The 21,040-nt window shown below is 57.0% G+C and carries 27 protein-coding genes; 10 read left to right on the forward strand and 17 right to left on the reverse strand.

What is annotated here, in order from left to right; genetic code table 11:
• Positions 1-10 precede the first annotated feature (10 nt).
• From OQ287_RS05885 to zapE, 5 genes are all read right to left on the reverse strand, one after another.
• Entirely contained in the window at positions 11-511 is a 501-nt protein-coding gene (locus OQ287_RS05885) for a ClpXP protease specificity-enhancing factor (RefSeq protein WP_265895822.1), read from the reverse strand.
• A gap of 43 nt (positions 512-554) precedes the next feature.
• Positions 555-1,187 (reverse strand): glutathione S-transferase N-terminal domain-containing protein, encoded by a 633-nt coding sequence (locus OQ287_RS05890; RefSeq protein ID WP_250937637.1) that lies wholly within the window; start codon positions 1,185-1,187, stop codon positions 555-557.
• Between the two features lie 149 nt (positions 1,188-1,336).
• Positions 1,337-1,726, reverse strand: a complete 390-nt coding sequence (rpsI, locus tag OQ287_RS05895) for a 30S ribosomal protein S9 (protein ID WP_250937638.1) — start codon at positions 1,724-1,726, stop codon at positions 1,337-1,339.
• Between the two features lie 13 nt (positions 1,727-1,739).
• Positions 1,740-2,168: a 50S ribosomal protein L13 gene (rplM, locus tag OQ287_RS05900; RefSeq protein ID WP_250937640.1), complete on the reverse strand. Its 429-nt coding sequence runs from the start codon at positions 2,166-2,168 to the stop codon at positions 1,740-1,742.
• A 144-nt stretch (positions 2,169-2,312) separates the two neighbouring features.
• Positions 2,313-3,467: a cell division protein ZapE gene (zapE, locus tag OQ287_RS05905; RefSeq protein ID WP_250937641.1), complete on the reverse strand. Its 1,155-nt coding sequence runs from the start codon at positions 3,465-3,467 to the stop codon at positions 2,313-2,315.
• A 170-nt stretch (positions 3,468-3,637) separates the two neighbouring features.
• Here zapE and OQ287_RS05910 point away from each other — a divergent pair, with 170 nt between their 5' ends.
• Positions 3,638-4,084, forward strand: a complete 447-nt coding sequence (locus OQ287_RS05910; protein WP_265895823.1) for a YhcB family protein — start codon at positions 3,638-3,640, stop codon at positions 4,082-4,084.
• A 47-nt stretch (positions 4,085-4,131) separates the two neighbouring features.
• On the opposite strand, the gene OQ287_RS05915 is transcribed toward OQ287_RS05910, so the two are convergent.
• Positions 4,132-4,890 (reverse strand): Nif3-like dinuclear metal center hexameric protein, encoded by a 759-nt coding sequence (locus OQ287_RS05915; protein ID WP_265895824.1) that lies wholly within the window; start codon positions 4,888-4,890, stop codon positions 4,132-4,134.
• 93 nt (positions 4,891-4,983) lie between these two features.
• Between OQ287_RS05915 and OQ287_RS05920 the strand changes: the two genes are divergently transcribed.
• Positions 4,984-6,231: a S1C family serine protease gene (locus OQ287_RS05920; RefSeq protein WP_250937646.1), complete on the forward strand. Its 1,248-nt coding sequence runs from the start codon at positions 4,984-4,986 to the stop codon at positions 6,229-6,231.
• Between the two features lie 67 nt (positions 6,232-6,298).
• Here OQ287_RS05920 and hisD read toward each other — a convergent pair whose 3' ends face one another.
• The 11 genes from hisD to OQ287_RS05975 form a co-directional block, all read right to left on the reverse strand.
• On the reverse strand, positions 6,299-7,627 hold the full coding sequence (hisD, locus tag OQ287_RS05925) for a histidinol dehydrogenase (protein ID WP_265895825.1): 1,329 nt from the start codon (positions 7,625-7,627) through the stop codon (positions 6,299-6,301).
• The gene (gene hisG / locus OQ287_RS05930) at positions 7,624-8,289 is read right to left on the reverse strand and encodes an ATP phosphoribosyltransferase (RefSeq protein ID WP_250937649.1); all 666 of its coding nucleotides are present in this window, start codon (positions 8,287-8,289) and stop codon (positions 7,624-7,626) included. Before hisG ends, hisD begins: the two co-directional genes overlap by 4 nt.
• Before the next feature lie 42 nt (positions 8,290-8,331).
• On the reverse strand, positions 8,332-9,591 hold the full coding sequence (gene murA / locus OQ287_RS05935; protein ID WP_250937650.1) for a UDP-N-acetylglucosamine 1-carboxyvinyltransferase: 1,260 nt from the start codon (positions 9,589-9,591) through the stop codon (positions 8,332-8,334).
• Positions 9,592-9,621: 30 nt separating this feature from the next.
• The gene (locus OQ287_RS05940; protein ID WP_250937652.1) at positions 9,622-9,867 is read right to left on the reverse strand and encodes a BolA family protein; all 246 of its coding nucleotides are present in this window, start codon (positions 9,865-9,867) and stop codon (positions 9,622-9,624) included.
• 106 nt (positions 9,868-9,973) lie between these two features.
• Positions 9,974-10,300: an STAS domain-containing protein gene (locus OQ287_RS05945; RefSeq protein ID WP_265895826.1), complete on the reverse strand. Its 327-nt coding sequence runs from the start codon at positions 10,298-10,300 to the stop codon at positions 9,974-9,976.
• Positions 10,293-10,946, reverse strand: a complete 654-nt coding sequence (locus tag OQ287_RS05950) for an MlaC/ttg2D family ABC transporter substrate-binding protein (protein ID WP_265895827.1) — start codon at positions 10,944-10,946, stop codon at positions 10,293-10,295. The genes OQ287_RS05945 and OQ287_RS05950 overlap by 8 nt, the downstream gene beginning before the upstream one ends.
• A 50-nt stretch (positions 10,947-10,996) precedes the next feature.
• A complete protein-coding gene (mlaD, locus tag OQ287_RS05955; RefSeq protein WP_250937663.1) occupies positions 10,997-11,461 on the reverse strand; it encodes an outer membrane lipid asymmetry maintenance protein MlaD in 465 nt (154 codons plus the stop codon).
• Positions 11,461-12,237: a lipid asymmetry maintenance ABC transporter permease subunit MlaE gene (gene mlaE / locus OQ287_RS05960; protein ID WP_250937665.1), complete on the reverse strand. Its 777-nt coding sequence runs from the start codon at positions 12,235-12,237 to the stop codon at positions 11,461-11,463. The genes mlaD and mlaE overlap by 1 nt, the downstream gene beginning before the upstream one ends.
• Positions 12,234-13,064, reverse strand: coding sequence for an ABC transporter ATP-binding protein (locus OQ287_RS05965; RefSeq protein WP_250937667.1), 831 nt, complete (start codon positions 13,062-13,064; stop codon positions 12,234-12,236). The genes mlaE and OQ287_RS05965 overlap by 4 nt, the downstream gene beginning before the upstream one ends.
• Before the next feature lie 169 nt (positions 13,065-13,233).
• Positions 13,234-13,701, reverse strand: a complete 468-nt coding sequence (locus OQ287_RS05970; protein ID WP_265895828.1) for a putative molybdenum carrier protein — start codon at positions 13,699-13,701, stop codon at positions 13,234-13,236.
• A 33-nt stretch (positions 13,702-13,734) separates the two neighbouring features.
• A complete protein-coding gene (locus tag OQ287_RS05975; RefSeq protein ID WP_265895829.1) occupies positions 13,735-14,610 on the reverse strand; it encodes a mechanosensitive ion channel family protein in 876 nt (291 codons plus the stop codon).
• A 493-nt stretch (positions 14,611-15,103) separates the two neighbouring features.
• On the opposite strand from OQ287_RS05975, the gene OQ287_RS05980 reads away from it, so the two are divergent.
• From OQ287_RS05980 to ptsN, 8 genes are all read left to right on the forward strand, one after another.
• On the forward strand, positions 15,104-16,084 hold the full coding sequence (locus OQ287_RS05980; RefSeq protein ID WP_250937670.1) for a KpsF/GutQ family sugar-phosphate isomerase: 981 nt from the start codon (positions 15,104-15,106) through the stop codon (positions 16,082-16,084).
• A 67-nt stretch (positions 16,085-16,151) separates the two neighbouring features.
• On the forward strand, positions 16,152-16,745 hold the full coding sequence (locus OQ287_RS05985) for a KdsC family phosphatase (RefSeq protein ID WP_265895830.1): 594 nt from the start codon (positions 16,152-16,154) through the stop codon (positions 16,743-16,745).
• 2 nt (positions 16,746-16,747) lie between these two features.
• Complete coding sequence (gene lptC / locus OQ287_RS05990) at positions 16,748-17,323, forward strand: LPS export ABC transporter periplasmic protein LptC (RefSeq protein WP_250937672.1); 576 nt, start codon at positions 16,748-16,750, stop codon at positions 17,321-17,323.
• 24 nt (positions 17,324-17,347) lie between these two features.
• The gene (gene lptA / locus OQ287_RS05995; RefSeq protein WP_250937675.1) at positions 17,348-17,884 is read left to right on the forward strand and encodes a lipopolysaccharide transport periplasmic protein LptA; all 537 of its coding nucleotides are present in this window, start codon (positions 17,348-17,350) and stop codon (positions 17,882-17,884) included.
• Between the two features lie 6 nt (positions 17,885-17,890).
• Positions 17,891-18,616, forward strand: coding sequence for an LPS export ABC transporter ATP-binding protein (lptB, locus tag OQ287_RS06000; protein ID WP_250937681.1), 726 nt, complete (start codon positions 17,891-17,893; stop codon positions 18,614-18,616).
• A 121-nt stretch (positions 18,617-18,737) separates the two neighbouring features.
• Positions 18,738-20,171 carry an RNA polymerase factor sigma-54 gene (locus tag OQ287_RS06005; RefSeq protein WP_265895909.1) on the forward strand — a complete coding sequence of 478 codons (1,434 nt, stop codon included), beginning with the start codon at positions 18,738-18,740 and terminating at the stop codon, positions 20,169-20,171.
• A gap of 81 nt (positions 20,172-20,252) precedes the next feature.
• Entirely contained in the window at positions 20,253-20,555 is a 303-nt protein-coding gene (gene hpf, locus OQ287_RS06010; protein ID WP_250937696.1) for a ribosome hibernation-promoting factor, HPF/YfiA family, read from the forward strand.
• 12 nt (positions 20,556-20,567) lie between these two features.
• Positions 20,568-21,035 (forward strand): PTS IIA-like nitrogen regulatory protein PtsN, encoded by a 468-nt coding sequence (gene ptsN, locus OQ287_RS06015; RefSeq protein ID WP_250937697.1) that lies wholly within the window; start codon positions 20,568-20,570, stop codon positions 21,033-21,035.
• The last annotated feature ends 5 nt before the right edge of the window (positions 21,036-21,040 follow it).

The following is a 21,040-nucleotide window of genomic DNA, read 5'->3' on the forward strand; positions in this document are numbered from 1 at the left end:
ATCACATGTGCTATTTGATCACTCGCAGCGAAGGTCGCTTCGATGAAGGGCGTGACGCCTTGTCATCATCTCCGCCAGCACCATCTTCGGAGCCCGCATCAGATGCTGATTCCTCGGACGCTTCAACGCTACGCAGGGACGGTCCGGCCGAAGAAGATGCCTTGTCGTCACCCTCATCCTCCTCGCCCTCGGGAATCACGGGCTCGTGACCAAAGACCATACCTACGCCGTTTTCACGTGCGTACAGGGCCACCAGCGCTTCAATCGGAATCTCGATGCGCATCGGCTGACCACCGAATCGGGCACTGAAGGCAATCATGGCATTTTCCATTACCAGATCACGCACGGCACCAGGCGCGGCATTAAGAACAATTTGTCCATTCTGGACAAACTGACGCGGCACAATGACACCGTACATCTCGGCATCCACCACCATATACGGCGTCAATTCGTTATCAAGCAGCCACTCATAGAGCGCGCGTGCCAGATAAGGACGACTACTGGAAGACATGTTTTCCTCCTGCAACAGGGAAGCAGCCACGCCTCCCTTCCATTTAGACCCTGATTTCGCGCTCGGCTTCAAGCAGGGAAGCCTTGAAGGACTCCCTCGCAAAGAGCCGCTCCATGTAGTCCATCAACGGCTTGACCTGACGCTCGGGCAACTCGATACCAAGACTTGGCAGACGCCAGAGAATCGGCGCAATGCAGCAATCTGCCAGCGAGAATTCCTCGCTCATGAAATACGGCAGATCTTCAAAGATCGGGCTGACACCGACGAGGCTTTCACGAAGCTCCTTGCGCGCGGCTTCCTGCTCCTTCTTGGTACCTTCACCGGAAAGCAGCAGCTTCACCTTCGGGCACCATTCACGCTCGATCCGGTGCATCCAGAGACGCGTTTGCGCCCGCGCAACCGGATATACCGGTAACAGCGGCGGATGCGGGAAACGCTCATCCAGATACTCCATCATGACCTGCGATTCATAAAGCACCAGATCACGGTCCAGTAGCGTTGGTACGCTGTTGTACGGATTCAGATCTGCAAGCTCTGCCGGCGGGTTGGTCTCGGATACTTCCAGGATATCAACGGACACCCCTTTTTCGGCCAACACAATACGCACACGATGGCTGTAATGATCATCATGGCCGGTATAAAACGTCATCGACGAGCGCTTGGCTACGACACCCATGTAACAATCCTCGCTTCAATTCAAGCCCAATGATACCACGAGCGATGCCCTGCGTGGGCGAGTTGAACCGATGCCCGCCCCGATTGCATCGGCAAGACACAAAAACGCCCAGGCCATTGGCCCAGGCGCTTTCCGTACAACAGTACTGCTTAACGCTTGGAGAACTGAGGACGACGACGCGCCTTGCGCAGACCGACCTTCTTACGTTCAACCTTACGTGCATCACGCGTAACATAACCCGCGTCACGAAGCGCCTTGCGGAATTCTTCGTTGTAATCAAGCAGTGCACGGGTAATACCGTGACGAATGGCGCCGGCCTGTGAGGAACCACCACCACCCTGAACAGTGACATTGATGTCGAACTGGCCATTGGTTTCAGTCAGCTCGAGCGGCTGACGAACAACCATCTGCGCCGTAACACGACCGAAGTATTCGTTCAGTTCACGGTTGTTGACCGTGATCTTGCCTGTACCAGGCTTGACGAAGACGCGGGCGGTAGATGTCTTGCGGCGACCTGTACCGTAATATTGTTGAGACATATCAGACCTTCCTTCAGATGTTCAGAGCTTGGGGCTGCTGCGCAGCATGCGGATGCTCGGCACCAGCATAAACCTTGAGCTTGGAGTGCATCACGCGGCCAAGCGGACCCTTGGGCAGCATGCCCTTGACGGCGAACTCGATAACACGCTGAGGCGCATGATCGATCATCTGTTCGAAGGTCATGGAGCGCAGACCACCGGGATAACCGGTGTGGCGGTAATAATTCTTGTCGGTTGCCTTGTTGCCCGTAACACGGACCTTTTCGGCATTGATGACGACAATGTAGTCACCAGTATCGACATGAGGAGTATATTCCGGCTTGTGCTTGCCTCGCAGACGACGTGCGATTTCTGTGGCAAGACGGCCCAGAGTCTTGTCCGTAGCGTCGACGACATACCAGTCGCGCTGGACGGACTGCGGTTTAGCGCTGAACGTCTTCATGAAAAATTACCTCTTTCGGGTCAGGCCGCAAGGCGTTGACCAATCCCTATTTTTCTTGGTTACCCTCACATTCTGCCGGGGTAACTATGAGCGAGCGCGCATTATACATACCTCAATGCGCGCTGATAAGCCCTATATACCAAATCAGGGCTTGTGGGGAAGCGCCAGATAGTCTCTGGACTGCATTTCCTGAAGCCGGGACAGGGTACGGTCAAATTCAAAGGCCAGTGCACCACCTTCATAAAGCCTTTCGGGTACAGCTTCGGCACTCATCAACAGCTTCACCCCCCGGTCGTAGAACTCATCGACAAGATTGATGAACCGTCGCATCTGATTGTCCGACCCGCGATCCATGACCGGTACATGAGACAGGAAGACCGTGTGATACTCGCGTGACAGTTCGATATAGTCGTTCTGGCTACGCGGCCCATCACACAACTCGGCAAACGTGAACCACACTGTACCTTCATGAAGACGTTCCGCCGTCAGCGTACGATGGTTGATGTCGATGGCCTGGTTGCGTCTTGCCTCGCCCCCGGCGATTCGGGAAAAGCTATCCTCAAGCGCCTTCTGTGCAGCACTGTCATCCGGCGAGTGAAAAATCTGCACCTGCTCGAGTGTTCGCAAACGGTAATCAACGCCTGAATCGACGTTGACGACCTCACAGTGGCGATTAAGCAGATCAATGGCCGGGATGAAACGAGCACGTTGCAAGCCGTCCTTGTAGAGATCATTCGGCACAATGTTCGACGTCGCCACCAGCACGACCCCCTGTGCAAACAAGGCCTCCAGCAGATTGGCCAGAATCATGGCATCGGTAATGTCCTTGACAAAGAACTCGTCGAAACAGATAACCCGCGCTTCGCTGGCAAAGGTGGCAGCAATTTGGGTCAGAGGGTTTTTTTCGCCCTTGTGCTGCTCGAGCTCTCGATGAACGCGCTGCATGAAGCGGTGGAAATGGGTCCGCATCTTGCGCTCGAACGGCAGGCTGTCGTGAAAGGTATCCACAAGATACGTCTTTCCACGACCCACCCCTCCCCAGAAGTAAAGCCCCTTGATACCGGGCACCTCGGGGGCCTGAGGCACGGCGGCCTTGCGCCCGAACAGCCCGGCCATCCTTCCCTTGAGGCCACTTCCTTCGGATTCCGTGGTACGCGGTGTCGGCGCAGGCGTAGCGATCAGCTCATCATAGAGACGCTGAAGGTGCTTGACCGCACGCTCCTGGGCCTCATCGTACTGAAAGTCGTCGCGCTCCAGGTCCTGCTTGTACTTCTGCAATGGGGTCGGTTTTGAACTCATGAAGGGGTATCAATCAACGTTGGGAGTGAATAAAGGCCACTCAGTATAGCCAAACCGATCGTCAGGGTGGCATCCCCGTTTGACTGGATTGTGCTTAAGCTCTTTAATGGCTCGATAAAGTGGTGCGCTTTACAGCAGTGTACCAATGTTCGGCAGCAAGGAGAGATGGTGTGAACGAAGGCAACATCGACTGGATTCTGGGACTGGCCTGCCTGTTGGTCGGCATGGGGATCGGGGCACTCGGATATCATCTGATGAATGCCAATGCACGGCGTAATCGGCAGGCACAGCAGAAGCTGAAGGATACCGAACGCGAACTGAATCAGGTTCGTGAGACGCTCAACGGCCACTTCAGCCAGACTGCTGACCTGGTGGCTCAGCTTCAACGTACCGGCCAGGAGCTTCAACAGCAGTTTGCTGCAGATGCCGAACGCCTGTGCAGCGATGAGCAGGTCAAGCGTCGGCTGCGCCCACAGGACGAAACAGCGGAACGTGAAGAGGAATCCTCGCTTCACATCCCCCGGGATTATGCTGAAAGCGCACGCGGCACCCTGTCGGAAAATTACGGCATCCGCCGCGGGCCGGCTGAGGAAGACCCCCAGCCTCCACGCTACTGAAGCGGGCTGCAGTACACGTCAGCGCCACCTGGCGCTGACCCTGCCTGTCATACCGGGTTATCGATATCGGCAAATCGAAACGCGATACCCGCATTTTCTGCCAGCCAGCTCCCCAATGCCTGAACGCCACCTCGCTCGGTCGCGTGATGCCCCGCCGCGAAGTAACTGATGCCCTCTTCACGAGCAATGTGCGTTGTGCGCTCGGACACTTCTCCGGAGACAAAGGCATCCACACCAGCAGCGAGCGCCTCCTGAATCATGTCCTGCGCCCCGCCGGTACACCAGGCAATACGAGAAATCGGTCGGTCATGGCCGGCAAGTACCAGCGGCGCCCGCCCGAGTTCCCGTGTCATTGCATCCGCCAGTGCCTCATGAGTCATCGGTACTGCAGTACGCCCCGCGTATAAAAGCCCCTGCCCCACAGGCCCATCCAGCACCCGATCCATGGTCCATCCCAGCTGATGAGCCAGCTGGATGTTATTGCCGAGCTCGGGATGTGCGTCGAGAGGCAGGTGATAAGCCAGCACATTGATATCGTGCGCCAGCAGTTTGGCCAGACGCCGCCTCTTCATGCCAGTGACCTGAGCGGGCTCGTTTTTCCAGAAATACCCATGATGCACCAGCAGCGTGTCAGCCTGCCAGGCAATGGCTTCATCGATCAGTGCCTCACTGGCCGTCACTCCCCCCATGACACGCGCAATGTGCTCGGCGCCTTCCACCTGAAGCCCGTTGATGGTGTAGTCCCGAAAACGCCAGGGTTCCAGCACGCCATCGAGCATTTCAAGCACCTGTTGACGCTCGGCCATGATCCCTCCTGATAATCAAAGATGTTACACTCGCTGCATTGTAGCGGGCCGACGAATGCCCGACGAGCCTGCGACACAAGGAACACTATTTAAATGCGTCAGTACCTTGCCGCACTGTTCTGGCCAATTATCAGTGGCATCCTGCTTGCGCTGGTAATTCTGAACTATATGCCCGGAAGCACTTCCTCCCCTGCACCCAGAACAACCGTATCGCCATCAACCGTGCCCGAGCCCGACCCGGACGTCCCACCGCCTTCCGAGCGGGCTGCGCCGGACACCCAGACCGGCACGCCCCTGGAACGTACCAGCGGACACAGTGGCTATTCCACGGCCGTCGAACGCGCCGCGCCCTCGGTCGTCAATATCTACTCGTCACGCATTGTTGAAAAATCAGATGCCAGTGCCATGGATACACCGATCATCGAGCGATTTTTCAGCAAGGGCACGCCAGCGCGCCAGCGCATGCTTTCAAGTCTGGGCTCAGGCGTTATTGTCAGCGACCAGGGGTATGTACTGACCAACAATCATGTCATTCAGGGTGCGGATGAAATTCAGGTCGCGCTGCGCGACGGCCGTGAAACCATCGCGCACCTGATCGGAGCCGACCCGGATACGGATCTGGCCGTACTCAAGATCGACATGAATGACCTGCCGGTTGCCACTCTGGCGGTCGCTCATGATACACGCGTCGGAGACATCGCTCTTGCCATCGGTAATCCCTATGGCGTTGGCCAGACAGTGACCATGGGCATTGTCAGCGCACTGGGGCGCAACCACCTGGGCCTGAATGCCTACGAGGACTTCATTCAGACCGATGCAGCCATCAATCCGGGGAATTCAGGCGGCGCCTTGATCAATACAGATGGCGCAGTCATCGGCATCAATACAGCCATCTTTTCCCGCACCGGCGGCTCGCAGGGCATCGGCTTTGCCATTCCGATCAACGCGGCGCAGCGCATTCTGGATGACCTGGTCACTCAGGGTCGTGTCATACGGGGCTGGCTGGGTATCGAAGCACAGGAAATATCCCCGGCACTGGCCAACTCGTTCAATCTGCATGCCCCGCGTGCCATTATCGTGTCACGCCTGATCGCAGGCGGCCCCGCAGACAAGGCTGGCGTCAGGCAGGGGGATATCCTGCTGTCGATAGATGGCAAGGCGCTGCTGGATGCCCAGGCAGCCCTTGTGGATATCGCCAACGTCGACCCGGGCCGCAGAATCCCCCTGACCCTCTATCGTGATGGCAAGGAAATGAAAGTATCAATCAAGGTAGCAGAACGCCCCGTCAACCAGCCCGCGATTCAAAAGACAGAGCTGCCAAAAGGCAAGAGCAGCTCCTGAATCGATAACAGGCAATAAAAAAGCGACCCGAAGGTCGCTTTTTTATTGCGGTAATATCACGGCTGAATTACCGGTCACCATCCGGGTTCAAACGATTTTCCGCAGCCCGGGCATGAGCTGTCAGGGATTCGCCACGCGCAAGCACCGAAGCGATCCGGCCCAGCCGATCGGCCCCCTCGGCGGAGCAGTGAATCAGGGAAGACCGTTTCTGGAAGTCATATACGCCCAGCGGCGACGAAAACCGTGCGGTACCCGAGGTAGGCAGGACATGGTTCGGCCCGGCACAATAATCTCCCAGCACCTCGGCCGTGTAGGACCCCATGAAGATGGCACCAGCATGCCGCACCTGATCAACCCACGATTCCGGAGAGGCAACCGACAACTCCAGGTGCTCCGGCGCAATGCGATTGATCAATTCAACGGCCTGCTCCGGACCATCAACCCGAACCAGAGCTCCCCGACCTGCCAGTGAGGCGCGAATGATGGATTCTCGCTCCATGGTCGGCAACAGACGCTCGATGCTGGCCTGAACCTCATCCAGATGAGCGGCGTCCCAGCTGACCAGAATGGCCTGGGCATCTTCATCATGCTCTGCCTGGGAAAACAGATCCATGGCAAGCCAGTCCGCAGGGGTACTGCCATCGGATACAACCAGTATTTCGGAAGGCCCGGCAATCATGTCAATGCCGACCTGACCAAATACTGCGCGTTTGGCTGTCGCTACATAAATATTGCCCGGCCCGACAATCTTGTCGACCCGCGGAACCGTTTCTGTACCGTAGGCCAGTGCAGCTACCGCCTGAGCCCCCCCGATGGTAAACACCTGCTGCACGCCGGCCACGAAGGCGGCCGCCAGCACCAGCTCATTGATAACACCATCCGGAGTCGGCACCACCATAATGATATCGGCCACTCCAGCCACATGGGCAGGCACTACATTCATCAATACCGAGGAGGGATAGGCCGCCTTGCCACCCGGGACATATACCCCGACGCGGTCAAGCGGCGTTACCTTCTGACCGAGCATGGTGCCGTCGGCCTCCTCGTACTGCCACGATGATGGCTTCTGCCGCTCGTGATAGCTACGGATGCGCTCTGCCGCCTGATCCAGCGCATTACGCTGCGCCGGATCAATCGCCTCATAGGCCTGAGCCAGGCGCGCCTGATCAAGGGTCAATGACGTCATGTCCGCCACATCTACCCGGTCAAAGCGGTTGGTCAGCTCGACCAGCGCTGCATCACCCTGACGCCGCACGGCCTGGATGATGTCACTGACGCGGGTCTGAACCTCCGCATCGGAAACGCCTTCCCAGTCAAGCAGCGCATCAAGTGCTATTGAAAAATCATCATCCCGGGCATCAAGGCGGGCCAGAACGGCAGCCTGTGTCGTACTCATGACTCCACCTCCTGCAACCGGGCTTCACTACGAGCCTGAACGGCGTCACGCAACCGGTCGATCAAGGGCTTCAAGCGTTCGTGCTGCATGGTCATTGAAGCCTTGTTGACTACCAGACGCGTACTGATGTCGGCAATCAATTCACGAGGCGCCATGCCATTGGCACGCAGCGTATTGCCGGTATCCACGATATCGACGATTTCATCGGCCAGATTCATCAATGGCGCCAGCTCCATCGCGCCATACAGTTTGATGACTTCCGCCTGGATTCCTTGAGAGGCGTAGTAACGACGCGCCACATTGACAAACTTGGTCGCGACGCGCCGGCGCGCCCGGCTGGGCGTATTGCCGACAACACCCGCCGTCATCAGCCGACAGCGTGCAATATCCAGATCGAGAGGCTCGTACAGACCGTCACCACCATGCTCCATAAGCACATCCCTGCCTGCCACACCCAGATCCGCCGCGCCCAGCTGGACGTAGGTCGGCACATCTGTCGCGCGAATCACCACCAGACGCACATCCGGGTGATGAGTTTCAAACAGAAGCTTTCGGCTCCGACTGATATCCTCGACCGGCTCGATACCTGCACTGGCCAGCAGTGGCAGGGTTTCTTCCAGAATGCGCCCCTTGGAGAGCGCGATCGTCAACGGTGTGCTCATAACCTCACTATCGCGATATCACTTCATCGCCCATCAGTCGTGTCAGCGAGGCACACGTCGAATACGTGCACCCAGTAATTGCAGTTTTTCTTCAATGCATTCGTAACCGCGATCAATATGATAGATCCGGTCAACCACGGTTTCGCCTTCGGCCAGCATGGCTGCAATCACCAGACTGGCAGAAGCCCGGAGATCCGTCGCCATGACCGGCGCCCCGGAGAGAGACTCTACCCCGGTGACAATCGCGGTATTGCCTTCCAGCGCAATATCCGCCCCCATGCGAACCAGTTCCTGCACGTGCATGAACCGATTTTCAAAAATGGTTTCAGTCACATGCCCGACCCCTTCGGCCACCGCATTCAGGGCCACGAACTGAGCCTGCATGTCGGTCGGAAAGGCAGGATACGGCGCCGTGCGAATATTCACTGCCTTTGGCCGACGTCCCTGCATGTCCAGGGTAATCCAGCCTTCGCCGGTCTCGATTACTGCCCCGGCCTCTTCAAGCTTGGCCAGTACGGATTCGAGGATATCTGCCCGAGTATCACGTACCTTGACCCGGCCGCGTGACGCCGCCGCCGCGACCAGAAAGGTGCCGGTCTCGATACGGTCTGGCATGACGTCATAATGACAGCCATGCAGTGCCGGCTGACCTTCAATCGTGATGGTACTGGTACCATGACCGGAGATTCGGGCTCCCATGGCAATCAGGCACTCGGCCAGATCCACCACTTCCGGCTCTCGGGCAGCATTTTCGAGCACGGTTTGCCCATCTGCCAGTGACGCCGCCATCAAAAGGTTTTCCGTTCCGGTCACCGTCACGGTATCCATGATGATATGGGCACCTTTCAACCGGCCATCGGTACGGGCACGAATATAGCCCTTCTCGACCCGAATATCTGCGCCCATGGCCTGCAGGCCACGGATATGAAGGTCAACCGGCCGAGAACCAATGGCACAGCCACCAGGCAGTGATACGTCAGCTTCACCGTAATGAGCCAGCAAGGGACCGAGCACCAGAATGGAAGCGCGCATCTTCTTGACCAGATCATAGGGCGCGTGACAGTCGCGGACACGACCACCCAGCTGGATGGACATCTTTTCGCCCATGACAGGCTCAATGCCCATTCGCCCGAGGAGCTCAAGCGTCGTGGTAATATCCTGCAGATGTGGCAGGTTACCGATGGTTATATGTTCTGCGGTCAACAGTGTGGCGGCAAGAATCGGCAAGGCCGAGTTCTTGGCTCCGGAGGTCCACACTTCGCCCTCCAGCGGCACGCCACCATTGATAATCAATTTATCCATGCGTAAAAAACGCCCTTGTTTCGTCAGGGTTCAGGCCTTGCCGGCCTCTTCCCACTGCTGAGGGGTATAGGTTCGAATCGTAATGGCATGGAGAGCGCCACTGGCGATTTCATCAGCCAGTGCGGCGTAAATCAGCTGCTGACTCTTGAGGCGTGACAATCCTTCAAAGGGAGCACCAACGGCTTCTACCTGAAAATTGCACCCTTCGCCCTGAATATGAAAGTCACAGTCATCGATCCGTGATTCCAACAGCGCCTTGACTTCCTGTGGCTGCATGATTGCTCCCGTACTGGTTTAATGAATGGGCATATCATAAATGAAAAGATGGCCCGAGTGCGATGCACCCGGGCCATCTGATGAAACAATGATCAGTACGTATGAGTTATACGCTGTCAAAGACCTCATCCAGCGCTGTAACGGTTGCCAGCCCTCGCAGGGTGGGCGACAGCATTACTCCCGCCACTTCCAGTGACGCGGCATTGGCCGTTCGCAGCCACTCAAGCAGCACTGAAAGGGTCGCACTGCTGGCATTGGTCACGCCTTCGGCGTCCAGCGTCAACCGACTACCCTGTTCGAGCGTCTTCAGATATTCGACACCCTCATTGCGCAGGTCAGCGGCATGATCAAAATCTGGCGCGCCGGCAATACACAGCCGGCCATCACCGGCTGTCAGCTCGATGCCATCCCTTGAAAAGAGCGACTCAGCCATTGGCCTTCTGATCTCCCTTCTCGAGATCCACTTCCGGGGCCCAGCCGGCAATAACCGCATCGATATCCCGGTTGTTGTCACGCATGGCCTGATCGAACTGATTGCGGAAAGTCAGCCCCAGATTGATGCCGTTTACAACCACGTTGACGACCCGCCATTCGCCGCTACGCTGCTTGAGCGTATAGGACACCGGATAGACTTCGCCACTTTCGGCCACGACTTTCATGTCGACGTTGGCCTGGTTTTCATAACGCTGGGTATCCTGATTTTCCGGCACCTCAAGCGTCTTGTAATTGAACGTCACCAGCCCCTTGGCATAGGTATCAAGCAGGGTCTTCTTGAAGACACCGGCAAACTTCGAGCGCTGCTCCGGGGTGGCTGCGCGGAAGTACTTGCCCATCACGCTTGCACCGACATAGTTGAAATCAACGATCGGGCTGACGGTACTGTCAACCAGTTGCTTCAACTCATCCTCGTGCTGGCGATAATACTGCTGACGTCCTTCAAGCTTGCTCATCAATGCCTTGGCATTGTCGCGGATCAGGGTTTCAGGGCTATCCTGTGCGGCCTGTGCATTCATGGCCATCAATGCCGTCATGCACACCACACACCACGTCATGATCCGAGTCAGTATTGTCCGTTGCATCTATCTGATCTCCTTGTCGTCCGGCACATGCCGAAAATACGTTTTACACGTCAACTCTTGCTGAAGTTCGACACCAGTTGCTGGATAAGTTCTTCCAGCACCAGCGCCTGCTGGGTATCCTTGATCGTTCCACCATCCTGCAGCATGTCCGGCGAACCGCCCATTGTCAGACCGATGTACTGCTCGCCAAGAAGCCCGGAAGTCAGAATGGCCGCCGTTGTATCCTCGGACAGCTTGTCCTTCAGATCATCATCCACCGCCAGAGTCACGCGGGCGTCATACCACTTGGGGTCAAGCGAGATATCGGTGACATGGCCTACCGTAACGCCCGCCATGGTCACGCGAGAGCGCTCCTTCAAACCGCCGATATTGCTGAAGTTTGCATACAGGGTGTAGGTATCATTGGCCCGCGACAGGGACAGCCCGCTGACCTGCAGCCCCAGAAATACCAGCCCCAGAAAGCCCGCCACGACAAACACACCCACACCACATTCAAGCCATTTACTGCGCTTCATTAAATATCTCCAAACATCAAGGCAGTAAGGATAAAGTCCAGACCCAGCACTGCAAGAGAACCATAGACCACGGTGCGCGTTGTGGCCCGCGATATGCCTTCGGACGTCGGCTCGAGGTCATAGCCCTGAAAGACCGCAATCCAGGTAACCACCAGAGCAAACACCACACTTTTCAACATGCCGTTGAGAATATCGTCCGTGAACATGACACTGCTTTGCATGGTGCTCCAGAACGAACCGGAATACACACCCAGCCAGTCCACACCCACCAGGTAGCCGCCAAGGATGCCGACCACACTGAAAAACACCGTCAATACCGGCAGCGATATGAACCCGGCCCAGAGCCTGGGAGCAATAACGCGTTTCAGCGGATCCACACCAATCATTTCCATGCTGGTCAACTGCTCGGTCGCCTTCATCAGGCCAATCTCGGCCGTGAGCGCCGAACCGGCACGCCCGGCAAACAACAGCGCTGTCACGACAGGGGCCAGTTCACGCAGAAGCGACATTGCCACCATCTGCCCCAGTGCCTCCTCGGCACTGAACCCGACCAGCACCACATACCCCTGCAGTGCCAGCACCATGCCGATAAAGGTACCGGACACAACAACAATCGGGAGGGACAGCACGCCGATGAAATGGATCTGCGCCAACAGCAGCTTCAACCCGCCACGCACGGGAAGACGTAACCCCATCACCAGGAAAATAACCGAACGACCCAGCGATTCCAGCGTTTTAAGCGTCACTCCGCCAAGTCGTGATAATTGATGCATCATGACCTGCCCCTTTTACCGGTATCACTGCCCTTGAGCATGTCATTGCGAAAGCTGGTGTGGGTCGGATAATGAAACGGCACCGGCCCGTCAGGTTCACCATGAACAAACTGGCTGACTCGCGGGTCTTGCTCGGTGGCAAGCTCGTCTGGTGTGCCCTTGGCCATCACACGACCATCGGAAATAACGTACACATAGTCCGCAATGGTCAGTGTTTCCTTGATGTCATGAGAAACCACCACCGCTGTCATGTCGAACGCCTGATTCAACTGACGAATCAGCTTGACCAGCACTCCCATGGAAATTGGATCCTGGCCGACAAACGGCTCGTCATACATGATCAAATCCGGATCCAGCGCGATGGCACGCGCCAGTGCAACCCGTCGCGTCATCCCGCCGGAAAGCTCCGACGGCATCAGATGATTGGCACCCCGCAACCCTACTGCCTGCAGCTTGATCAGGGTCAGGTCGCGGATCATGGATTCAGGAAGATCGGTATGCACACGCAGGGGAAAGGCCACGTTTTCAAAGACGGACAGATCAGAGAAAAGCGCGCCGCTTTGAAACAGCATTCCCATGCGTCGGCGCATGCGAAAAAGCTCCGGGCGAGACAATCGGTGCACATTGCGCTCGGCAATATGTACCGTACCTGCGTCCGGCGTCAGCTGTCCGCCCATCAGCTTCAGCAGCGTGGTCTTGCCCGTACCGCTTGGGCCCATGATGGCGGTGATCTTCCCACGCGGGATCGACAAATTGACCCCGGAAAAGATTTGGCGACCGCTTCGCGAAAAGCTCAGGTCAGCCACCTCTACCAGATTCGAGTCGTTCATGGACTCCCACTATTACAAAGGATAATTATCGAACATCGTATCCTAACCCTGCACTACAGGGCCAGCCCCTACGACACACCGAGCATTACGGTAGCTTATGCCTGCCCTGGTCCAGGCAGGTAGGCACCGGCTGGAACGCTCGCGGTCATTGCGGATATGCGCGCCATCATCATCCGGTGGCCTGCCGAATGAAAAGGCTCATTGTCTGCTTCACATGGGCATACATTTCCGGACAGTTACCTGCACCCGGACCAGCCACATTCAATACTTCCACATTGAAGTCATTGATGAAATCGATCAACAGCGCTGCAGCCTGATCAGGCATGATCAAATGTATATCGATCAGTTTGTATGGCCTGCCCTGACGAATGCAGAATAAAACCGTTGCTTCCGTGCCACCACGTACGTACGAGGCATAGAAAACAACAGTTCCATCTGCATCGATGACATTGTGCTTCGTGCGCTGTCGGTAGCCTCCGCCTATCTCAGTCAGGGGGTATATGTCGGCAAGCGGCCCGTCCTCTGCCACTCGCCCTACCGGGCAACTCCCTCCGATCGGGAACCCTGCATCAAGACCGGCATCGAGCGCCGCTCGATCGGCCCCTGTCTGCCCACCGCTTATTACCTTTGAAAGCATGTCAGCACCTGATGAAAAAGGTGTCCACGGTCATCATCTCCAGGGCGTGTCATCCCGCTGACTGGTCAGTGACAGTGGGTCCTTGAACGTAAGCGTTCGGTACGGGAACGGAATCTCGACGCCCGCCTCGTCCAGCGCATACTTGATAGCCGTCACTACCCTGTCTCTGCTTTTATGCATATGAATCGGCTCTGACTCCGCCCACCACCGCACGGTAAAATCAAGCGATGATGAATTGAACTCACGCGCATAAACTTCGATACCGCGCTGCTGATCGATGCCCTCGACCTTTTCAAGGGCGCTGGCAATTACCTGACGCGCCCTGTCGACATCTTCACTGTAGGCCACACCCACTACCAGATCGAAACGGCGAACAGCCAGATCCGTCACGACATAGACAGGATTCTTGAAAAGAAAGCTGTTGGGGAGCAGCACCAGCTGACCATCGGTTTTACGAAGATAGGTTTCCCGCACCGTAATCTGCTCAACACGTCCGCTAACGCCTTCGCATTCCACGAAGTCATTAATGCGCATCGGCTTGCGCAGCATGATAAGAACACCGGCAAAAAAGTTTTCAAAGATATCCTTGAAGGCGAGCCCCACTGCAACCGACCCCAGCCCGAGAGCAGTCAGCATCTTGCCCGGTGTAAGGCTTGGAAAGATTATGGTTACCGCCACCAGCGACCCTATTATCCATACCGTCACCTTGCTCAGGCTGATAAACAGGTCACGTAGTGAGCGACGAATTCTGGCATTCTTCAAGGACCCTCGGATAACAACAGTCAGAATGGCTGACACGCACCAGGTAATCAAAAGGGCAACCAGCGCGACCACCAGCAGGGGAAGCATATCAATGAAACCAAGCCACATGCTTCGAGCCTGCTGATAAAGTGGTTCAACAAATCTCATTTTCATACTCCCCAAGTCATACCGGCCGGTTCCCGTACACGCCCTGGCACAACGATGAAATACGCTGCCCCCTGTCACGGTCTTCACCTCTTCACCGAGAGTGCATCCGTTGCAACATCCAATAGCCTGCGATGGCTGCCAGCCTGAAGACATCATCAAGGCCTGCACCGCGTAAAAGACAAAGGATAGTAGCAACCCGGGAAGAGAAAGCAGTCACCTCCATCCCGCAGGCACATACGGCATCAGTACCAGACGGGCTCGGCAACATGATACATCAACGATACCTGATTAAACCGGGATTGCGCGGCGACGCAAGAAGGCCGAAAGCGGGTCGGACTGACAGCCTGACAGTGCACCAGCCACGCACACACTGTTGACCTCATATGCTAAAAACGTGCAATGGTTGCACAACGGGGGCCGCACCCGTTTAATAAGTGCCCTGGTTTACTCGGCCTGATGAGGCCACTTCTCGTACCATGCCGCTGGATTTTTCATGTCAGATACCGATGCTTTACCCTTTATAGACAGTGGCCGGCGCACGCTGGCTACTGAACGGGACGCCATCAACGGACTCATCGACACCCTGGATCATCACTTTGCTTCAGCCTGTGCGCTGATGCTTGAGTGCAAGGGCCGAATCGTCGTCACCGGCATGGGCAAGTCAGGTCATGTCGCGCACAAGATTGCAGCCACACTTGCCAGTACCGGCACGCCGGCCTTTTTCATGCACCCGGGTGAAGCCAGCCATGGCGATCTGGGAATGCTGACCGCCAGCGATCTGCTACTGGCACTATCCAATTCAGGCGAAACGGCCGAAGTAACGGCGTTGCTGCCGGTACTGAAGCGACGGGGCCTGACCATGATCGCCATGACAGGCAGAAACGATTCCTCGCTGGCCCGCCACGCAGATATCCACCTGACCATCAGCATCGAAAAGGAAGCGTGTCCGCTCAATCTGGCGCCCACCTCATCAACCACTGCCGCACTGGCGATGGGAGATGCGTTGGCCATTGCACTGCTGGAGGCTCGGGGATTCAGTGTCGAGGATTTCGCCCTCTCCCACCCGGGTGGCAGTCTGGGCAAGCGGCTGCTGCTCAAGGTCAGCGACGTCATGCATCAGGGAGAACGGCTTCCAAGCGTCACGCTGGGTGCCAGCCTGAGTGATGCGCTGGAAGAGATTTCCAGAAAGGGGCTGGGATTTACCTGTGTCGTGGATGAACATGGCACATTGTGCGGGGTCTATACTGATGGCGACCTGCGACGCACCATTGATCATCATGACAACCTTCGTGCCCTGAGCATCGACGATGTCATGACCCGGGGAGGACACACGACCTCGCCTGATCTGCTGGCCGCGCGGGCACTCAATCTGATGGAAACCTGCCGCATCACCGCGTTGGCCGTTGTGGATGAGGCTCATCGTCCCGTGGGCGTATTGCATATGCACGACCTCCTGACCCATGGTGTTGTCTAGAAGGAAGGACGCCGCGCGCTTATTTCACGCTGTGCCCATCGGGCACGGCACGGTATACGGAATTGATATGTCACATTGGCTCGATACACCCGCCTGCAGCAAGGCGGCCAGGCTTCGTCTTCTGGCACTGGATGTGGATGGTGTACTCAGCGACGGCAGGCTCCTCTATACAAGTGATCACCAGGAAATCAAGGCGTTTCACGTTCATGACGGCGTGGGGATCAAGGCCCTGCAGCGACTCGGTATTCAGGTGGCCATCATTACCGGCCGTCGCTCGCCCATGGTTGAGCGGCGCTGCAACGAGCTGGGCATCGATCATCTGATCATGGGCCGGGACGACAAGTGGGCTGCCCTGCAGGAGTTGACTCGCCAATTGGGCATCGACATTACAGAGACAGGGTACTGCGGTGATGACCTGCCGGACCTGGAAGCCATCCATCGTGCAGGCCTGGGCGCAAGCGTGCCCAATGCACCGGACTACATCCAGCAGGCAGCGGATATGGTAACCACCCGACGCGGTGGCCAGGGAGCTGTCAGGGAGCTCTGCGAATTCATCATCAACGCCCAGGGACGCTGGAACGAGGTACTGACCCATTATCACGTGGAGGACGCCGCCTCAATACCACCCGGCACGACCTCCAGCCAGTACATGGGGGAATAATCATGCGCTCCCTGCTCTCACGGATCTCCCCACGGCTCTGGTTTATCCTGATCCTGCTGATTGCCGGCGGCGTCATGGCCTGGATCGAACAGCGCGACCGGGCAAACGACACCGACACCTCGCTCGGCAGCCAGCAGGAAGCCCCCGACTACTATGCAGAAGGGGCTACCTATACTCGCTATAATGATCAGGGGGAAATCTACCAGACCCTGGCCTCGCCACGGATAACTCACACGCCGAATGATGACATGACGCATGCAGAAACGCCGGAACTGACCTGGACAGCCTCCGGTGGCGACGTCTGGCACGGCCGCGGTGATACCGGCCAGGTGGAAGGAAACGGTGAGCACATCACCCTCTCCGGTCATGCACGCCTGCGACAGCCTGACAATGACTGGACGCTTTCCACCGACACCCTGCACTACACACAGCAGGACCAGCACGCCTGGAGCGATGTAACCTCAACGTTTACCCAGGAAAACCAGACCACGACATCGAACCGGTTTGACGCCTGGATTGATCAGGACAGGGCCGTACTGGAAGGCGACGTCAAGGGCAATTACCCGCCCTCCCGGTAACAGCATTACTGACAAGGACTATTCATGATATTGCGCACTCCCCTTCGGCTGGCCGGTGGCCTGACCCTGGCGCTACTGGCTCACCAGGCGCTGGCTCTCCCCTCTGACGCCAGCAAGCCCATCCACATCAGTGCCGACAAGCTGAACCTTGACGACAAGGCCGGCACGGCGGTGTATACCGGCAACGTCGACATGACGCAGGGTACCATGCTGCTCAAGGCCAACCGCGTTGACATACAGCGTGGCAACAATGGCAATGTCTCCCGGGTTACCGCCATCGGTCAGGGTGAGCGCGCCTACCTGGAACAGAAACCCAATCCGCAGGACAGCAAGGTGCAGGGATGGGGTGACAAGGTCATTTATCACGCCGACACCCGTCGCGTGGAATTGATAGGCAATGCCAAACTGATCCAGAGTCCGGACACCTTCAATGGCGCCTACGTCGAGTACTTCCTCGATCGCCGTCAGGTCAATGCGCGAGGCGGCAAGCCAAGCAGTTCGGACAGCAGCGACCAGCGCGTGGAAATGACACTGAACCCGCAAAACAGTCAGAGCCAGTAATTCGCCATGAAAACACTGTCAGTGGCCCACCTGGCCAAAAGCTTCAAGGGCCGTCGTGTCGTCCATGACATCAGCCTCACGATTCGTCAGGGCGAGATTGTCGGCCTGCTTGGTCCAAACGGTGCCGGCAAGACCACCTCGTTTTACATGATTGTAGGGCTGGTGCAGGCAGATGCCGGCACGATCATCATTGATGACCGTGACCTGTCCCGCCTGCCCATGCACCAGCGGGCCCGCGAAGGCATTGGTTACCTCCCGCAGGAAGCCTCCATCTTTCGCAAGCTGAGTGTTGCCGACAATATCATGGCGATTCTCGAAACCCGACGCGATCTTGACAAGGCAGGCCGGCGGGCAAGGCTTGAAGAACTCCTGCAGGAATTCAATGTCACGCACATCAGGGATAACCAGGGCATGGCACTATCGGGCGGAGAACGTCGACGCGTCGAAATTGCCCGCGCGCTGGCCACCGAGCCGGATTTCATCCTGCTGGATGAACCCTTTGCCGGCGTGGACCCGATCTCGGTCGGTGACATCAAAAGCATCATTCGCCAGCTGAAGGCGCGCGGCATTGGGGTGCTGATCACCGATCATAACGTACGCGAAACGCTGGATATCTGTGACAACGCCTACATCGTGGGCAGCGGTCAGATCATCGCAGAAGGCGATACGCCATCCATCCTGGCCAACCAGCATGTCCGCGACGTCTACCTTGGGCATGAATTCAGATTGTGATGTCAGTCAGGCCAAGGATCTCATACCCTGGCATGAAAATTGCTTCAAATAGTGTTTTTTGACTTGCACGTCCCGCCAGGTCTCGATAGCGTAATCACGGACTTGTGACGACCGGGATCGTATAACGATGAAACCATCCTTGCAGCTCAGGGTCGGCGCTCACCTCACCATGACGCCGCAACTGCAGCAGGCCATTCACCTGCTGCAACTCTCGACGCTGGACTTGCGTCAGGAAATACAGCAGGCACTGGACAGCAACCCCATGCTTGAGCAGGAAGACCTGTTCGATGAGTGCGCCAGCCCAGCCGACAATGATGATGACTGGCAGGAAAGCATTCCCGACGAACTGTCTCAGGACAGCAGCTGGGAAGACAGTTTTCAGGATGCTTCCCTTGGCAGTCTGAGCAGCAGCGTCGCGCCTGCCGGCGAGTCCGATATCGAGCGCAACACCTCGGAGGATACCCTTCAGCAGCATGTTGAATGGCAGGTCATGATGCTGGACCTGGATGACCAGCAACGCGCCATTGCCGAACGATTGATTGATGCACTGGACCCCAATGGCCTGATTGCCCAGCCTCTCGAGGACATCACGGAGGGCCTGCGCGCCCAGGGGTTCGAGTCCCTGAGCGTTGCCGACGTGGAACGTACTGCCATCATGCTCCAACAGTGTGAACCGGCCGGTCTGTTTGCCAGAGACCTGCGCGAGTGCCTGTTGCTTCAGCTTGATCAACTTCCTCAGGACACTCCCCTGCTGGCTCAGGCACGCCGGTTGATTCGCCAGTTCCTTGAAGCCCTGGGCAACGGTGATACAAGGCTTCTGAAACGCCGGCTGGGCATCGATGATGAGAGTCTTGAACGAATCACATGCCTGATCAAGGCACTGGATCCACATCCCGGCCGTCAGTTCGACAGTACCAGCCACCAGTACGTTATTCCTGATCTGACTCTGCGCCACAGCACACGCCATGGCTGGCAGGTCGAGCTCAATGAAGATGCGCTACCGCGTCTTCGGCTGAATCCGGACTACAGCAGCCTGGTACGCCGTGCCGATAAAAGTGATGACAATACCTTTTTCAAGCAGCACCTCCAGGAAGCGCGCTGGTTCATCAAGAGCATCGCCAGTCGCAATGACACCCTTCTTCGAGTGGGTCGCGAGATCATGGCCCGCCAGCATCGGTATATCGACATGGGGGAAGAAGGCCTGAAACCGCTGACCCTGTCCGACATTGCAGGCGCTGTCGACATGCACGAATCCACCATCTCGCGGGTGACGACACAAAAATTCATCCATACTCCCCGCGGAGTGGTCGAACTCAAGCTATTCTTTTCAAGTCAGGTAGGGGGAAGTGGGGAAGGAGACGCCCACTCCGGCGCCGCCATTCGCGCCAGGATTCGCAAATACGTCAGTGAAGAGCCCACAAGGCGCCCCCTGTCCGATGCCCGGCTGGTTGAATTGCTCGATGACCAGGGCATCAAGGTGGCACGTCGCACTGTCGCCAAGTACCGTGAAGCGCTGGGTATACCATCTTCCAGCGAACGTCGGAAAATGGCCTGAATGACGCCGGAAAGACAAGGCTTTGCCTGACAGTAAAAAAGGTTACAATCCAGTATTCATCCGTGGGAAAAGGAGTACGCCATGCAGGTCAATATCACTGGTCATCACGTCGAACTGACAGACGCACTCAGAGAATACATCAACCAGAAACTTTCTCGACTGGAACGCCATTACGACAACATCACCAATGTCCAGGTGACCCTTTCCGTCGAAAAGGAACGCAAGCTTGCTGCCTGCACCCTGCACGCCAGCGGCGCCGACCTGCACGGCGACGCTTCCCACGAAGACATGTATGCCGCCATTGATGCGCTGGCCGACAAGCTGGACCGCCAGCTGGTCAAGCACAAGGAAAAGGCACAGGCACGCGCCCAGGGCGCTCGTTGAGATCCTGGTACTATGAAGCTTGATCAACTCCTTCCGCCCGAACGCACGCTGTTTGATGTTCAGGGCGGAAGCAAAAAAAGGGTGCTGGAATTTTTCAGCACCTTTATCGCTCAGAATATTCCCAGTCTGGATGATCAGGAGGTCTTTTCACGCCTGATCGGTCGCGAGCGGCTGGGCAGTACCGGTGTGGGCAACGGGGTAGCCATACCCCATGCCCGCAACCCGCACTGCAAGTCGCCACTGGCCAGTTTTATCCGGCTGGCAGACCCCATCGACTTTGATGCCATCGACAACGAGCCCGTGGACCTGGTGTTTGTGCTGCTCGTGCCTGAAGAAGCCGAGGATACGCACCTGACGCTTCTGGGCCAGATTGCCGAGCTGCTCAACGACAGCGAAAACCGCAGTCGTCTTCGCCATGCAACCAGTCAACGCGAACTCCATGACACCCTGACCGATCTCATACAGCAACAACACCAATAGGGTAC

The organism is Larsenimonas rhizosphaerae (assembly GCF_026240105.1).
Taxonomy (GTDB): domain Bacteria; phylum Pseudomonadota; class Gammaproteobacteria; order Pseudomonadales; family Halomonadaceae; genus Larsenimonas; species Larsenimonas rhizosphaerae.